This window comes from Nonomuraea sp. NPDC050547 (assembly GCF_044457345.1).
Taxonomy (GTDB): Bacteria; Actinomycetota; Actinomycetes; order Streptosporangiales; family Streptosporangiaceae; genus Nonomuraea.
In genome coordinates, this window is sequence record NZ_JBITGW010000001.1 from 292,496 (window position 1) to 307,742 (window position 15,247).

Consider the following 15,247-nt stretch of genomic DNA (forward strand, 5'->3'; position numbering starts at 1 on the left):
ATCGCTCGCTGCACGATCGGACCCATGGATACCTGGATTCTCTCCGCGCTGCCCGAGGCTCCCGCCCGCGTTCTCGACGCCGGTTGCGGCGACGGCGCGCTGGCCGGTGCGCTGATCGCGAGCGGCCACGACGTCACCGCCATCGACCTCGACCCGGCCGCGGCGCTCGCGGCGGGCGTGCCCGCCAAGCGCGCCGACCTGACCGTCTACGAGGACGACCCGTTCGACGTCATCGTGCTGTCACTGTCGCTGCACCACATGCATCCGCTGGAGGCCGCACTCGACCGGGCGGCCGCGCTGCTGAGGCCGGGCGGGCTGCTCGTGGTGGACGAGTTCGCCTGGGACTGGGCCGACGAGGCCGCCGCCACCTGGTTCTACGACGCCGGAACCCTGCTCGGCCGCTTCGACGGGCCCGAGCGCGACCCGATGACCCGCTGGCGCGAGGCGCACGTCGATCACTCGCCCGCGGAGGACATGCTCGACGCCATCGCCGCCCGGTTCGAGATCCGGCGGAGGCGGCGCGTGCCGTACCTGTTCCGCTATCTCGGCGGCGAGCACGCCGCGCGGCTGAAGGAGATCGAAGAGGTACGGCACACGCCGACGGGCTTCCGGCTGACCGCTGTGACGCGTGTGACAGGAGGGGCGAATGGGACCTGACTCACCCCTGGAGCTCCAAGTGTGAGGAGGGTCACATTTGAGTAACGGGACCCCGCTGTCCAGCAGGAGTTCCCGTCCTGACAGGGTCCTTTATCTGATCTTTACAACTTTGCCGGGACTTTGCCGGGCCATGAACCCGGGAGTACGTTCTGGCGTCGCGGCGAACAAGCCATGGCGCCGCGAACCGGCATCGGCCCCGTCCGGGCTCGATGAGGACCCATAGAGATCCGCCGGTCGCCCCCGTACGACCAGGGGCCGCGACCTGCCGAGTCCGTGCAGCCAGGAGGCACGGAGCCGGGGAACCACCGATCCCATTCCCCCGGGATCAAGGGGTGAATCGGCGCGTTCAGCGTGCCGTAGGGCGACTTCCAGGCCCGAATCCGTCAGCTAACCCGGTAGGCGTTCGTGGAAGAACCAAGGAGAAATCCTGTCTACCTCCCCGCACAACCCCCGTCTTGTTCTCGGTGGCGCGGCGCTCGCCATGACCGTGACGGCCGGAGGGTTCGCCCTCCATGCCCCGGCGGCCCAGGCGCGTACCACGGCCAAGACCACCACCTCGGCCAAGACGGCGACGCAGTCGACGACTGCCCGGCAGAAGAGCAAGGCCCGCAAGGCCGTCTCCGCGGCAAGGGCGCAGATCGGCGACCCGTACCGCTACGGCGGAACGGGACCCGGCGCCTTCGACTGCTCCGGTCTCGTCCAGTTCGCCTGGAAGAAGGCCGGAGTCAAGATCCCCCGCGTGACGCACAGCCAGTACGCGCGCATCAAGAAGAAGATCTCGTGGAAGTCTCTACAGCCGGGTGACCTGCTGTTCTTCCGCGGTCGAGGCCACGTCGGCATGTACGTCGGCAACGGCAAGATGGTCCACTCGCCGAGTTCCGGCAAGCGGGTGCGCATCGAGCGGCTCAGCGGATGGCGCAAGTCGTCCTTCGCGGGAGCCGTCCGGCCCGGTCTGTAGTCGCCCGGTCCGAAAGGCCCCGTCCCCTCCCGGGACGGGGCCTTCGCGCGTCCGGCTACCATCGGGGCCGTGGTCGTGAGCCGTCGCGCCGCGCTCGCGGCCCTCCTGGTCCTCACGCTGGGCTGCGCCCCCGAACGGGCGCCCGATGCGGAAGCGGACCTTCAGCGGCGCGCCGAGCGGGCGGCGGTGCGCGTCGCGGCGATCCTCGGCCAGCGGGTACGGCCCAGCGTCGAACTCGCCGAGGACGCCGCACACGCGGCGCGGACGGCCGGCGTGGGCTCGGTCGAGGGGCTGGCCGCGATCGCCCACGACGGCAGGGTCATCGTGATCCCGGAGAACTACGCCAAACTCACCCCCACCGGACGCGACGTCGTCCTCGCCCACGAGCTCACCCACGTCGCCGCCGGCACCGCCGGACTGCCCGCCTGGCTGTACGAGGGGTTCGCCGACTACGTGGCCTACAAGGACGCGGGCCTGGCCGTGCCCGTGGCGGCGGCCGAACTCGCCACCGAGGTACGGGCCGGACGGGTGCCAGGGAAACTGCCCGGGGCGGACGCGTTCGCGCCCGGGGCCGCGCGGCTGGCACAGTCCTACCAGGAGGCCTGGCTGGCGTGTCGCTTCCTGGCCGCGCGCTTCGGCGAGGACAGGCTGGTGAGGCTCTACCGCGACGCGCGGCGGCTGGGCGTGGAGCGGGCCCTGCCCCTGCCGTCCGGCGAGCTCGTCGCCGGATGGCGCGCCTATCTACGGGAGGAACTCGAGTGACCGATCAGCGGGACAAGGCCCCCGCGCGGGTACACCGGCAGGCCGGGATCGCCGCCGTCGCGCTCGGCGCCGTCGTGGTCGCGGTCGCCGCGTTCACCACGCCCTGGCGGGCGCTGCCGCCGGGAGCGCCCCGGGTCGCCCCCGATCCGGCCCGCGACTTCTCCGCCGCCGAGATCGCCAGGTCGCAGGCGTTCGACGCGGCCACCAGCGTGCCGTCGTACCTGTCGTTCGGTCTCACGATCCTGTTCGCCGGGCTGCTGGTCGCCACGCCGCTCGGCGCGAAGGTCCTCGGGCGGCTCAAGGGCCCGTGGTGGGTGCGGGTCGTGCTGGGCGTGCTGCTGCTCACCGTGCTGGTCGAGGTCGTGCGCTGGCCGCTCGGCATGTGGTTCGAGGTACGGCTGCGCGAGTTCGGCCTGTCCACGCAGGACTGGGCGGGCTGGAGCGGCGACCGGCTGAAGAACATCGCGGTCAGGGTCGTGCTGCTGTCCATCATGATCGTGGCGCTGGTGGGCCTGGCGCGCAGGTTCCGGCGCTGGTGGGTGCCCGCCGCCGTGGGCGCCGCCGCGCTGACCGTCGCCGCCTCGTTCGTGTATCCGGTCGTCTTCGAGCCGCTGTTCAACGACTTCCGGCCCATGCCGCCGTCCCAGCTGCGTACCGGCCTGCTGGCCATGGCCGAGCGCGACGGCGTACCGGTCGAGGACGTGCTCGTCGCCGACGCCTCCCGCCGCACGACCGCGCTCAACGCCTACGTCTCCGGCTTCGGCGCCACCCGCCGCATCGTCGTCTACGACACGCTGCTCAAGGCGCCGGAGCGGGAGGTCGAGCTCGTCGTCGCCCACGAACTCGGCCACGCCAAGTACAACGACGTGCTCAACGGCACGCTCATCGGCGCGCTGGGCGCCGCGTTCGGCGCCGCCCTGCTGTTCGCGCTCTTCCCGCTGGTACGGCGGCGCGCCCGCGTCACCGCCATCACCGAACCCCTGGCCGTGGGCGCCGTCATGGGCCTGATGAGCCTGGCCACCGTCCTGTCGGGACCCGCCCAGAACGTCGTCAGCCGCCACGTCGAGGCGCGCGCCGACGCCCACGCGCTCGACCTCACCCGCGACCCGGCGACGTTCACGGCCATGCAGAAGCGGCTGGCCACGACCAACATCTCCGACCTCGCGCCGGACGCCGTCGAGTACGTCCTGTACTCCTCCCACCCCACCGCGCCGCAGCGCATCGCCATGGCCCGCTCCTGGGCGCTGCTGAACGGCGTCCCGGAGCCGTGAGGCGCGTCCTCATCGTCACGAACGACTTCCCGCCGCGTCAGGGTGGCATCCAGTCGTTCGTGCACGGGCTTGCGGTGCGCACCCCCGGAGTCGTCGTCTACGCGCCCGCCTGGGCGGGCAGCGCCGAGTTCGACCGGCGGCAGGCGTACCCCATCGTCCGGCACCCCACCTCGCTCATGCTGCCCACGCCCGGCGTCGCGCGGCGGGCCGCGCGGCTCGTGACCCGCCTCGGCGCCGACACGGTGGTCTTCGGCGCCGCGGCTCCCCTGGGGCTGCTCGCGCCCCGGTTGCGCGCGGCGGGGGCGCGGCGCGTGGTGATGCTGACGCACGGCCACGAGGCGTCCTGGGCGAGCACGCCGCTCCTGCGCGGCGTGCTGCGCCGCATCGGCGCGCACGCCGACGTGGTGACCTACCTGGGGGAGTACACGCGCGCGCGGCTCGCCGGGGTCGTTCCCGCCGCCAAGCTGATACGGCTGGCGCCCGGCGTCGACACGGCGGCCTTCCACCCCGGTGTGGCGCCCGCCGGCTCCTTCGGGGGACCGGTGGTCGTGTGCGTGTCCCGGCTGGTGCGGCGCAAGGGGCAGGACCAGCTGATCAGGGCCTGGCCGAGGGTGTTGCGGGCGGTGCCGGACGCGGTGCTGCTGCTGGTGGGGGACGGGCCGGACCGGCGGCGCCTGGAACGGCTGGCGGCCGGGACCCGGTCGGTGGTGTTCGCCGGGGCGGTGCCGGGGGAGAGCCTGCCGGGGTACTACGCGGCCGGCGACGTCTTCGCCATGCCCTGCCGTACGCGGTTGCGGGGGGCGGATGTGGAGGGGCTCGGGATCGTCTTCCTGGAGGCTTCGGCCAGCGGGCTGCCCGTGGTGGCCGGTGCCTCTGGCGGGGCGCCGGACGCCGTACGTCAGGGGGAGACCGGGCTGGTCGTGGACGGCGGGTCGGCCGGGGCGGTGGCTCAGGCGCTGGTCGAGCTGCTGGTGGACCGGGAGCGGGCGGGGAAGATGGGGGCGCTGGGGCGGGAGTGGATCACTTCCGCGTGGTCGTGGGAGCTGGTGGCGAGGCGTTTCCACGACATTCTCGACGGGTGACGTCGGAGTGGTGCGTAGTTGTGTCAGGTCGCCGCTTGCCATGACAGCACTCTGATGTCATGATGACGTCATGGACTTGACGCCCCACATCGACACCCTCCGCAGGGAGCTCACCGCCGCCGCGGACGTGGGCGGCGCGGAGATGCGTGCCGCGGCCGAGTCGCTGACCTCGGCGCTGGAGTCCTCCGTGCGGCTGACGCTGCTGGAGGTGCTGTCGGACGCGGCGGAGTCGGTGACCAGCCAGATCGAGCCCGGCCTCGTCGAGTTGCGGATCCGCGGCAGGGAGCCGGAGCTGGTGGTCACCGCCCCGCCCGGCCACGACCCGAGCTGGGGCGCCGCCACCGGCCAGGGCGCCGGCGGTTACGGTCCAGGCGGTCCGGGTGATCCCGGTCCCGGTGGCCCTGGTCCCGGCGCCTACGGCCCAGGTGGCTACGGCCCAGGTGGCTTCGGTCCCGGTGGCTACGGCCCTGGTGCTGGTTACGGGCCCGGTGGTGGCCACGGCCCTGGTGGCCCTGGCGGCCCTGGCGGCTATGGCCCGCCCGGTCCGCCCGGCTGGCCCGACACCGCGTGGCCGGGACCGACCCCGCCCATGCCTCCCACGCCCCCGGTCCCGCCTTCGCCCCCCGAGCCGCCCGGTCCTGGAGAGGGCGACGCCGGAACCGCCAGGATGACCCTCCGCCTGCCCGAGCCGCTGAAGTCCCGCATCGAACAGGTCGCGGGCCAGGCGGGCATGTCGGTGAACGCCTGGATGGTCCGCGCCCTGAGCCAGGCCGTCTCCGGCCAACCGGCCCCACCCCCACCCTCCGGCTTCCCCGGCCAGCGCATCACCGGCTGGGCCCGCTAACCCCCACCCCCGCGAGGGACGGCCCCGCCAGGGTTGGGCCTGCGCCGGGGTCGGCGTCCCGCCAGGGACGGGCCTCGCCAGAGACGGACCCGTCGGGGGCGGATCTCAGGCAGGGGCCGTTGTGCCCCCGTTGGAGACGCGCCCCAAGGTGGACGCTCTTCAGGCAGAACTACACCTCAGCCCGGCCCGCCCGCGGAAGTCATCCGCGGGCAGCACTCCCGTCCTCGGCCTGTCCAGGGCGGTACCCATCGCACCCTCGCCGTGCTCGACCTCGGGGGTGTTCTGACCACGCCGATCGGAGATCTCGTCATGCCCACGTTCAGCACCCCGGACCCCATCGCCCTTCACGTGAACTTCCCGGCCGGTGACCTGGTCGTCACCGCGTCCGACCGTGCCGACACCACCGTCGAGGTCACCCCCGAACACCTGGAACACGGCATGGCCGACTACGCCGAATCGGTCAAGATCACCCACCGTGACGGCGTTGTCCGGGTGAAGGCCCCCGACAGCTCGCGCCTGCGCCGCACTCCCAGCCTGGACATCGTCGTAGAGGTTCCCACCGGCTCGCGTGTGGTGGTCGAGACCGCCTCCGCCGACGTCAGAATCCGCGGCGAACTGGCCGGAATCGAGTTCTCCAGCGCCTCCGGCGACCTGGACGCCACCCACGCCGCCAGCGCGATCGCCAAGACGGCGTCAGGTGACGTCAACATTGATGTCATCGATGGCGTCGCCAGCATCAACACCGCCTCGGGCGACGTCCGCATCACCGAAGCCAGAGGCCCCGTCACCGCCACCGTCATCTCCGGCGACCTGGTGATCGGAAAGGCCGCCTCCGACGCCTCCATCACGTCGACCTCCGGCGAAGTGTCCCTCCGCTGCGTGACCAGCGGCAAGATCGGCATCCGGACCACCTCGGGCGACGCCACGGTGGCCGTGCACGAGGGCACCGCCGCCTGGCTCGACATCAACTCCCTGACCGGCCGCGTAACCTCCGCCCTCACCCAGGACGCCACCGAGCCGTCCCCCGCGGAGCGGACCGTCGAGATCACCGCCCGCAGCCTGAGCGGCGGCATCGCCATCACCCGAGCGGAGTCCACCCGATGAACGAATACATGATCACCGAGTACGTCCGCACCCGCCACGCCGACCTGATATCCGAGGCCGCCAACGAACGCACCATCACCCACCACAGTCGCCGGGCCCCTTCCCCACCACCCGACCAACGAGCCAGAGCCGCCACTTCCGGAGCCGCCCCCTCAGGAGCCACCGCCTCAAGACCCACTCTCTCCGGCCCCGCCCTCTCCGGTGCCACGCACGGCCTCCGCCATCGAGCGGCCCGAGCCCTCCACACCCTCGCCAACGCCATCGACCCCCAGCCGACACCCCGCTAGCCCACCACCCCCGCCCGGACCTCAACATCGCCCCAACCTCAACACCGCCTGGACCTGAACACCGTGTCCGAGCATCGACGCGCCCTCGAACGTCGCCACCACGCTTTGGTCTGAACCTCACGCTTCTGGTCCCAACCCCCGCGCCGCCCTCGACCCTCGCTCATCGACCGCCCAAGTACTGGGCCCCCGGCGTGCTCCTCGCCCTGGAGTTCGCTCTCTCACCCCTTGACCTGGCCTTCCGAGGGCCGGTGGTCAGGTGGGGAGGCCCACGGCGCGTTCGCCGCTGCGGCGTTGCTGGATCACCACGGCCACGACGAGGAGGGCGCCCTGGGCGACGTTCTGCCAGAAGGTGCTGATGCCGTGGAAGGTGAGGCCGTTTTCCAGGGCGCCCAGCAACACCACCGCCAGGAGCGTGCCGCCCACTCCGCCCTTTCCGCCCTTCAGGGCGCAGCCGCCCAGAGCCGCGGCGGTGATGGCCTTCAGTTCCAGGCCGGCGCTGCCCGAGGTGGGGTGGCCGGAGCCGATTCGGGCGGTGAGGATGATGCCGGCTATCGCGGCTACCAGGCCCGCCAGGGCGTACACGGCTATGAGGTATTTGTTGATGTTTATGCCTGCGAGGCGGGCGGCGGTGTCGTTGCCGCCTATGGCGTAGAGGTTGCGGCCAATGTCGGTGTATTTCAGGAGGATGTGGATGGCCAGGGCGACCAGGATGAGGATCCACACCATCGTGGGCAGACCGGCCAGGCTGCCCCGGGAGATGAAGATGAACAGGTCGTCGCCCAGCACGTAGCCCTGCGCGGCGCCGCCGGACAGCAATTGGGCCAGGCCCTTGTACGCGGCCAGCGTGGCCAGGGTGGCGATGACGGCGTTGACGCGGCCGTACACGATGATGATGCCGTTGATCAGACCCAGCAGCAGTCCCACGGCCAGGGCGGCGGCCATGCCGAGCATCGGGTCACGGCCGGTGGACATGAAGGCCATCGCGCTGACCACGGACGCCACGCCGGTGGCCGAGCCGACGGAGATGTCGAGGGCGCCGCAGATGATCACTACCGTCTGGACGACGGCCAGCAGCCCGGCGATCGTCACGGCGTCGCCGATCACCCGGACGTTGCTCCACGCCAGATAGCCGGGGTCCAGGACGCCGAACAGCGCGCCCACGGCCACGATGGCCAGCACGAGGATCAGGTTCTGGGCGCCGATGGCGGCGACGGCTCCCGCCCACCGGCCGCGGTTCTCGCGCGGGTCGGTGGGGGCCTGGTGGGCGCTGGTCTGGGAGGTCATCGCGCGCCTCCTGGCATGGGGTCGGCGTGTTCTGCTGCGGTCGTCATGGGTGTGCGGGCCTCGGCGGGGAGTGGCGGTCAGGTGTACGGCGGTGCGCCGGCCAAGCCGTGGGCAGGTCGGCCGTCGTGGTGCGTGGTCGTGGTGGTGTCACGGGCTGAGCGGGGTCGCTGCGACCCGTGGCGCGGGCGTGGTGCGGACGGCGGCGGGTTGTGGGGTGCGCGGAGCGTGGGTGCCGGAGGTTCGGAAGGTTCTCCGGAGGCGGCGGGGCCGGAGGCGGTGGTGTGGGGATGCACCGGCTGGGGTTAGGAGGGGGTGGGGGTTAGGTCGTCGGCCATGGCGAGGGAGAGGATGGCTTCCTCGGTGGCGCGGGCGCGGGGGAGTTCGCCGGTGATGCGGCCGTTCTGCATGACCAGGATGCGGTCGGCCAGGCCCAGGACCTCGGGCAGTTCCGAGGAGACGACGAGGACGGCCACGCCGGAGCGGGCCAGGTCGGCGACGATGTGGTAGATCTCCGCCTTCGCCCCCACGTCGATCCCCCGGGTCGGCTCGTCGAGGATGAGCACCTTGGGGCGGCGGGCCAGCCAGCGGGCCAGGACCACCTTCTGCTGGTTGCCGCCGGACAGCTTGCGTACCTCGTGTTCCAGGGACGGGGTGCGGACGCGGAGGCGGTCGACGAACTCGGCGACGGCCCGGTTCTCGGCGGCGCGGCGGACGAAGCGGAACGTGCGCAGGCGGTCGAGGATGACCAGGGAGGTGTTGTCGCGTACGCTCCGGTCGAGGAAGAGGGCCTGGGCCTTGCGTTCCTCTGGGGCGTAGCCCAGCCCGGCCCGTACGGCGTCGTCCGGGTGGCGCAGCCGCAGCATCCGGCCGCCCACGCTGACGGTCCCGGAGCGGATGGGCAGGTCGCCGGCCAGGGCGCGGGAGAGTTCTGAGCGGCCGGCGCCGACCAGTCCGGCCAGGGCGACGACTTCGCCGGCCCGCACCTGGAAGGTGATGCCGCGCACGTCGTCGGTGGTGACCTCGTGTACGTCGAGGACGACGTCGCCGGGCTCGGTGCCGGGGCGTTCGAACAGGGACGACAGGTCCCGCCCGACCATCATGCGCACGATCTCGCCCTCGCTCGCCTCGGCGGCCTGCCGGACGCCGGCCAGGGCGCCGTCGCGCAGGACGGCGATGCGGTCGGCCAGGCGGAAGATCTCCTTGAGGCGGTGGGAGACGTAGACGATGGCCAGGCCCTGTTCGCGCAGCCGGGTGATGAGGGTGAAGAGGGCTTCGGTCTCGTGTTCGCCGAGGGAGGAGGTGGGTTCGTCGAAGGCGATGACGCGGGCTTCGCCGGTCAGGGCGCGCAGGATCTCGACGAGCTGGCGTTGCGCGGGGGTCAGGGCGGAGCCTAGGGCGCCGGCGTCGAGGGCGTGCTCGAAGCCGAGCCGTACCAGCTGGGACTGGACGCGCTCGCGCAGGGCGGCGCGGTCGAGCAGGCGGCCGCGGCGGCGGGGCAGGGCGCCGGCGTGGACGTTCTCGGCGACGGAGACGTGCGGGATGATCTCCGGCTCCTGGGGGATGACGCGGATGCCGTGGCGGCGGGCGTCGGCGGGGGAGCGGAGGTCGAGGGGGTGGCCGTCGAGCAGGACGCGGCCGCCGTCGGGACGGTGGTCGCCGTTGACGATCTTGATGAGCGTGGACTTGCCGGCGCCGTTCTCGCCCATGAGGGCGGTGACCTGGCCGGCGGGGAAGTCGCAGGTGACGCCGCGCAGCGCCTGGACGCCGGAGAAGTGTTTGGCCAGTTCCTCTACCCTGAGCACGCGATCACCGGGTCTCCCCAGGCTGCCGCGTCACCGGTGGGGCCGTCGCCCGCGTCGGTGACGACGAGCCTGACGAGACGGGCGCCGGTGACGTCGGCGGCGAGAGGCAGCGCGGCCATCGCGCCGGTCCGCACCCCGGAGCCGGCGGCTTTGCGGCCGTCTGCCCAGATCTCGAAGGTGACGGTGCCGCCCGTGCCGGCGGTGTCGTCGACGCCCACGTGCGCGGTGAGCTTGGTGCAGCGCCCGCCGAGGTAGTAGTCGAGGGTGCCGGGGGCGTGGGCGGTCAGGCCCTTGGCGTAGGTGGCGCCGTTCACCACGATCTTGCGCCGCTCGACCGCGCCCTTGCCGTTGGCCATGCTGAGCCAGCGCAGGTCGCTGACGTAGGCGGTGCCGGAGGGGGCGGGCGGGGGCACGACGAAGACCGAGGCGGCGCGGAGCTTGGCGGCGCTGGCCTCCAGCCAGTACGCGTTGCGGGGCAGGTCGGCCGGGGTGGTGAGGTTCCAGGCGGTGGCCAGGCGCTGGCCGGGACCGAGGATCTTGGCGCCGGCCGGGGTCGCGGCGGCCGACAGCCAGCGGTCGGGCACACGCAGGGCCGAGGTGACGTCGGCGGCGTTGGTGAGCCCGTGGTTGGTGACGACGGTGGTCACCTGGGCGGTGGCGCCGGGCTCGATGAGCGCGGCGGCCCCCTGGTAGGGGGTGGGAACCTGGAGGTCGAACTCGAGAAGCGGCGGGTAGGAGGACCAGGCCGCGTCCCGGGAGATCTGGTAGAGCATCGCCTGCCTGGCGGGCACGTTGGCGGCCAGGACGCCCGCGGTGTGGGCGTCGGCGCCGGTTAACAGCTCGCGTACGCGGTAGGCGGGCGCCGCCGCCGGGAGCCCGATGTCGGTGACCGTGGTGGCGATGCGCTGCGGGTGCCCGCTGTCGTTGTAGAGCGCTACCGCCATGTCGCCGTTGGGCAGGTGTTTGGCCACCACCCAGCGGCCGTCCTCGACGCGAACGACCCGGCTGCCGTCGCCGAGCAGGGCGCCTTCCGGCACCTCGTCGGCCGCCGCCGGGTTCGCGAGCGTTGCCAGAGCGGTGGCCGCCGCCGCGGCGGCCACCGATAACCGTGTCAGGCGCTGCACTTGACTCCCTCGGCCTGCCAGTTGGTCGCATCCACCATCTTCGTCGGTGCGAAGGCCTCGGCCGGCATGGCGGTGCCGTTCTTGATGTTGTCGAACATCGTCTGCACGGCGAGCTTGCCGACCTCGTATCCGTTGATGAACAACGCTGCCTTCATACCTGAAGGTTTGCCGCTGTTCCAGTCCTTGCACGCGAGATAGGCGCCCAAACCCACTCCGATGATGTTCTCCGGTTTGATTCCGGAGTTCTGCATGGCGGTGACGCCGCCGCTGACGTTCTCGTCGTTGCAGCCGAGCATCACCCAGTTCTTGACCGCCCGGTTGCCGCTGATCGTGGCCGCGACCTTGTCCTGGGCGCCGGTCGGGGTGTTGTCGGTGCCGACCTCGATGACCTTCACGCCGGTGACGCCCGCCGCCGCCTCGAACGTGGGCACCGCGGCCTTGACACGGTCGGTGCAGACGGTCACGTCCTGCTGCCAGGCCGTGATGATCGCGGAGTCCTCCTTCTTCCACCCGGCCTTCTTGAACTCCTCGCCGGCCCGGGTGCCGACGGACTCGCCCATCTGGGCGCCGGAGAAGCCGACCCGCGGCACCAGCTTGGACTTGTCGCAGGCGGCCGGGTCGGGGCCATCGACGCAGACCTGGTCGTCGGAGGTGAGCAGCGGTATGCCGCCGTCCTTGGCGAGCTGGACGATCTGGGGGCCGACGGCGGGGGCGGGCACCACGATGATGATGCCGCCGACCTTCTTGCCGATGGCCGCCTGCGTCTCGGTGACCGCCTTGTTGGTGTCCTCGCCGAGGTCGACGACCTGCAGGTCGACGCCGAGCTCCGCGGCCTTGTCCCTGGCGCCCTGGGCCTCGCCGATGAAGTACTCCTGGTCGCCCTGCTTCTGGAGGTAGGCGATCGAGACCTTGCCGCCCGCCGGCGCCTTGCCCGCGCCCGCGGTGGTCTCCTCCTTGCCGGACGAACACGCGGCCAGCACCAGCGCGGCGACGAGCAACGCGGCGGCGGTTCTGGTGGACGGCAGGATCATGGGGGGTGCACCTGCTTCCTTGCGTTGACTGAGATCTTTTTCCGTTTGTCAGGCCGGCTAAACTCACCCCTTCGTGGCGCCGCCGGTGAGTCCCTTGACGAACTGCTTCTGCAGGGCGAGATAGAAGATCAGGACGGGCAGCGTCGAGAGGAACATGAGCGCGAACACGCCGCCGTAGTCGAAGGAGTACTGCCCGAGCGAGCGGTAGATGCCGGTGGTGACCGTGGTGCCCTGCCCGGGGCCGAGGATGATGAGCGGGCTGAGGAAGTCGTTCCAGATCCACACCGACAGGAAGATCAGGACGCTGGCGGTGGCCGGGCGCAGCAGCGGGAAGACGATGCGCCAGAACGCCTGCCCGCGCCCCGCGCCGTCGATCGCCGCCGCCTCCTCCAGGTCGGCGGGGATGCCCTTGAGGAACCCGGTGAACACGAACACCCCGAACGGGATGTAGTAGCCCACGTTGAACAGCACCAGCCCCTGGACCGTCGTCATGAGGCCGAAGGCCCGCAGCACCTGGGTGATCGGGACCAGGATGACCTGGGGCGGGACCATCAGGCCGCACAGCAGGAGCACCGTGATGAGCCGGCCCCAGCGGCCCGCCGTACGGGCGAGGTAGTGGGCGAGCATCGCCGACAGCAGCGTCAGCGCGATCACCGACAGCGTCGTGACGATGACGCTGTTGGCCAGGCTCGCCCAGAACAGGTTGGCCGGGTCGGTGAGGACCGCGCTCAGGTTGTCCAGCGTCGGCGGGATCGGCAGCGCGATCGCGCCCGCGCCGGGGATGAGCGCGCTGGGCTTGACGACGTTGACCAGCGCGACGTAGAGCGGCACGAAGAAGACGCTGGTGACCGCGAGCGTGACGAGCGGGCGTCTCACAGCTGCACCTCTCTTCTCTGGAGTACGCGCAGCGCGACGACGGAGGCCACGGCGATGATCACCAGCATGACCACGGCCATGGCCGAGGCGTAGCCCTGGTGGTTCTCGACGAAGCCCTCCTGCATGATCGTGAAGGCCACGGTGGCGGTGGTGCCGGTGCCGGGCCCGCCGTTGGTGATGACCTTGACGTGGTCGAAGATCTTGAAGGTGGTGATCAGCAGGACCACGGTGTTGACGGTCAGGGCGGGGGCCAGCAGCGGCCAGGTGATGCGGCGAAAGCGCGTCCACGGTCCCGCGCCGTCGATGGAGGCGGCCTCGGCCAGCTCGTTCGGCACGCCCTGCAGCCCGGCCAGGTAGACCACGACGCAGAAGCCGAGCATCTGCCACGAGACGATGCCGCCCAGGGAGAACAGGGCGTAGCCGGGGTCGGACAGCCACCCCGGCGGGTCGGCGACGCCGAGGAGGCGCAGCGCCTGGTTGAGCGGGCCCTCGTCGTCGAGTACGCGGGTCCAGATCACGCTGACCACGACGGAGCTGAGCACCATCGGGGTGAAGTAGACGCTGCGCATGGCGTTGTAGAACCATCCGCGGCGATCCAGCAGCACCGCGATCGCCAGCCCGAGGAGGTTGGGCGCGACCAGGACCATGACGGTCAGGATCGTGGTGACCCGCAGGGAGGTCAGGAACGCCTGGTCGGTGAGGAGCAGTTCGTAGTTGCGCCACCCCACCCAGGTCCAGCCGGGGCGCAGCAGGCTGTAGTTCGTCATGCTGTAGCCCACGCTGAGCAGGATCGGCACGAGCACGAAGCACACGTAGACGAGCAGTCCGGGCGCGCCGAAGCTGAGAAAGTACCAGGCCCTCCTGTACGCGACTCTCAAGAGGACTTGTCCCACTCGTCGTCGAGGTAGCTCAGCACGTCGTCCACGTTCTTCTTGCCGCTGACGAGGTCCTGGGCCGAGGACCACCACTTCTCCTTCATGCCGGGCAGCATGGCGTCGTCGCCGGCCTCCCAGCCGAACGACGGCACGATCGCGCCCGCCGTCTTGGCGTCCGACCAGGCCTTGTACGACTCCGTGAACACGGGCCCCATCGACGGCGGCGCGTAGCCCTTGATCGCCGGGAAGAGCGCGTCGGCCTTGACCGAGGCGTCCAGGTTGGCCTTGTCGAGCTGGAAGGCCAGGGCGAAACTCTTGGCCGACTCCAGGTCCTTGGCGGCGGCGCTGACCGTGAGCCCGCCGCCGGTGAACCCGGCCAGCTGGGCGGAGCCGGTCTCGCCGGGCCAGTTGAAGCGGCCGATCTCGATCTTGTTCTCGGGGTTGTCGCCGGCGCCGGGCGAGGCGAACCAGCTGCCCATCGGGTACATGGCGCCCTTGCCTTCGAGGAAGGCGGTCTGCGTGGCGCCGTAGTCGCGGGAGAGGTCCTTCTTGTCGATGTAGCCCTTGGCCGCGAGGTCGGCGAACTTCTGGGTGGCGGCCTTGAAGCCGGGGTCGGAGAACTTGACCTTGCCCTCGCGCCGCTGGCGCATCCAGCCGGGGTTCTTGGCGTACACGTCGGTGGTCAGGACGCCGGTCCAGGCCAGGGTGGAGGCGAAGGCGTCGGGGCCGCCGCCGGTCACGAACGGCGTGATGTCCTTGGCCTTGAGCTTGGCCGCGGCGTCGAGCAGTCCGGCGTAGGTCGTGGGCGGGGCGGTGATGCCGGCCTTCGCGAACAGGCCCTTGTTGTAGTAGACGTTGGAGTGCGTCTGCGTGTTGGTGGGCAGCTGCACGACCTTGCCGCCGGTCGCGCCGCAGGTGGCGCACTCGAAGTCCTTGAGGTCCTCGGGCGTCCAGGCGTAGAGGTTCGGCGCGAAGCCGAGGATGTCCTGCAGGCCGATGTGCACGTCGGGGAACTGGCCCGAGGCGATGAGCTGCTTGGCGAACTCGTCGCGGCTGCCCGCCGCGGGTGCCACGACCTTCTTCACGGTGATGCCGGGAACCGCGTCGGTCGCCCGCTTGATCTGCGCGTCCCAGTAGGCCGCGTTCAGGTTGGGCGACTCGAACAGCAGAAACGTGACTTCTTTGGCGCCTGCCGGGGCCGGCGACGACGGCGCGGCCGCCTCGTTCACCGAACACGCGGTGAGCGCGAGCAGGGCCGCTAAGCCTGCTGCGAGGGTCCTGTACACCCTT

At 71.4% G+C, this 15,247-nt stretch carries 14 protein-coding genes and 1 riboswitch; of the genes, 7 read left to right on the top strand and 7 right to left on the bottom strand.

Translation table 11 applies throughout. The features are described from left to right. Positions 1–24: 24 nt before the first annotated feature. The 7 genes from ACIBHY_RS01370 (at position 25) to ACIBHY_RS01400 (ending at position 6,678) form a co-directional block, all read left to right on the top strand. A complete protein-coding gene (locus ACIBHY_RS01370) occupies positions 25–657 on the top strand; it encodes a class I SAM-dependent methyltransferase (RefSeq protein WP_397305581.1) in 633 nt (210 codons plus the stop codon). 253 nt (positions 658–910) lie between these two features. Next, a riboswitch (cyclic di-AMP (ydaO/yuaA leader) is annotated at positions 911–1,074 on the top strand. Positions 1,075–1,138: 64 nt separating this feature from the next. Beyond that, positions 1,139–1,615: a C40 family peptidase gene (locus tag ACIBHY_RS01375; RefSeq protein WP_397245740.1), complete on the top strand. Its 477-nt coding sequence runs from the start codon at positions 1,139–1,141 to the stop codon at positions 1,613–1,615. Between the two features lie 69 nt (positions 1,616–1,684). Beyond that, the gene (locus ACIBHY_RS01380) at positions 1,685–2,377 is read left to right on the top strand and encodes a hypothetical protein (RefSeq protein WP_397245742.1); all 693 of its coding nucleotides are present in this window, start codon (positions 1,685–1,687) and stop codon (positions 2,375–2,377) included. Further along, positions 2,374–3,648: a M48 family metallopeptidase gene (locus ACIBHY_RS01385; protein WP_397245744.1), complete on the top strand. Its 1,275-nt coding sequence runs from the start codon at positions 2,374–2,376 to the stop codon at positions 3,646–3,648. Before ACIBHY_RS01380 ends, ACIBHY_RS01385 begins: the two co-directional genes overlap by 4 nt. After that, positions 3,645–4,730 carry a glycosyltransferase family 4 protein gene (locus ACIBHY_RS01390; RefSeq protein ID WP_397305582.1) on the top strand — a complete coding sequence of 362 codons (1,086 nt, stop codon included), beginning with the start codon at positions 3,645–3,647 and terminating at the stop codon, positions 4,728–4,730. Before ACIBHY_RS01385 ends, ACIBHY_RS01390 begins: the two co-directional genes overlap by 4 nt. 70 nt (positions 4,731–4,800) lie before the next feature. Beyond that, entirely contained in the window at positions 4,801–5,574 is a 774-nt protein-coding gene (locus ACIBHY_RS01395) for a hypothetical protein (RefSeq protein WP_397305583.1), read from the top strand. A 309-nt stretch (positions 5,575–5,883) separates the two neighbouring features. Beyond that, complete coding sequence (locus ACIBHY_RS01400; RefSeq protein ID WP_397305584.1) at positions 5,884–6,678, top strand: DUF4097 family beta strand repeat-containing protein; 795 nt, start codon at positions 5,884–5,886, stop codon at positions 6,676–6,678. Between the two features lie 539 nt (positions 6,679–7,217). Here ACIBHY_RS01400 and ACIBHY_RS01405 read toward each other — a convergent pair. The 7 genes from ACIBHY_RS01405 to ACIBHY_RS01435 form a co-directional block, all read right to left on the bottom strand. Further along, positions 7,218–8,249, bottom strand: coding sequence for an ABC transporter permease (locus ACIBHY_RS01405; RefSeq protein WP_397245753.1), 1,032 nt, complete (start codon positions 8,247–8,249; stop codon positions 7,218–7,220). Between the two features lie 302 nt (positions 8,250–8,551). Beyond that, positions 8,552–10,051 carry a sugar ABC transporter ATP-binding protein gene (locus ACIBHY_RS01410; protein WP_397305585.1) on the bottom strand — a complete coding sequence of 500 codons (1,500 nt, stop codon included), beginning with the start codon at positions 10,049–10,051 and terminating at the stop codon, positions 8,552–8,554. After that, entirely contained in the window at positions 10,039–11,175 is a 1,137-nt protein-coding gene (locus ACIBHY_RS01415) for an NPCBM/NEW2 domain-containing protein (protein WP_397305586.1), read from the bottom strand. The genes ACIBHY_RS01410 and ACIBHY_RS01415 overlap by 13 nt, the downstream gene beginning before the upstream one ends. Continuing rightward, positions 11,163–12,206 carry a substrate-binding domain-containing protein gene (locus ACIBHY_RS01420; RefSeq protein WP_397305587.1) on the bottom strand — a complete coding sequence of 348 codons (1,044 nt, stop codon included), beginning with the start codon at positions 12,204–12,206 and terminating at the stop codon, positions 11,163–11,165. Before ACIBHY_RS01420 ends, ACIBHY_RS01415 begins: the two co-directional genes overlap by 13 nt. Positions 12,207–12,269: 63 nt before the next feature. Further along, positions 12,270–13,082, bottom strand: coding sequence for a carbohydrate ABC transporter permease (locus ACIBHY_RS01425; protein ID WP_397305588.1), 813 nt, complete (start codon positions 13,080–13,082; stop codon positions 12,270–12,272). Then, positions 13,079–13,960 carry a carbohydrate ABC transporter permease gene (locus ACIBHY_RS01430; protein ID WP_397305589.1) on the bottom strand — a complete coding sequence of 294 codons (882 nt, stop codon included), beginning with the start codon at positions 13,958–13,960 and terminating at the stop codon, positions 13,079–13,081. The genes ACIBHY_RS01425 and ACIBHY_RS01430 overlap by 4 nt, the downstream gene beginning before the upstream one ends. Beyond that, the gene (locus tag ACIBHY_RS01435; protein WP_397305590.1) at positions 13,957–15,243 is read right to left on the bottom strand and encodes an ABC transporter substrate-binding protein; all 1,287 of its coding nucleotides are present in this window, start codon (positions 15,241–15,243) and stop codon (positions 13,957–13,959) included. The genes ACIBHY_RS01430 and ACIBHY_RS01435 overlap by 4 nt, the downstream gene beginning before the upstream one ends. Between the last annotated feature and the right edge of the window lie 4 nt (positions 15,244–15,247).

Excerpts from the sequence above, each read along its gene's own strand:
- ACIBHY_RS01405 (WP_397245753.1), bottom strand. The coding sequence starts at position 8,249 with ATGACCTCCCAGACCAGCGCCCACCAGGCCCCCACCGACCCGCGCGAG.
- ACIBHY_RS01420 (WP_397305587.1), bottom strand. The coding sequence starts at position 12,206 with ATGATCCTGCCGTCCACCAGAACCGCCGCCGCGTTGCTCGTCGCCGCG.
- ACIBHY_RS01400 (WP_397305584.1), top strand. The coding sequence starts at position 5,884 with ATGCCCACGTTCAGCACCCCGGACCCCATCGCCCTTCACGTGAACTTC.
- ACIBHY_RS01395 (WP_397305583.1), top strand. The coding sequence starts at position 4,801 with ATGGACTTGACGCCCCACATCGACACCCTCCGCAGGGAGCTCACCGCC.
- ACIBHY_RS01375 (WP_397245740.1), top strand. The coding sequence starts at position 1,139 with ATGACCGTGACGGCCGGAGGGTTCGCCCTCCATGCCCCGGCGGCCCAG.
- ACIBHY_RS01370 (WP_397305581.1), top strand. The coding sequence starts at position 25 with ATGGATACCTGGATTCTCTCCGCGCTGCCCGAGGCTCCCGCCCGCGTT.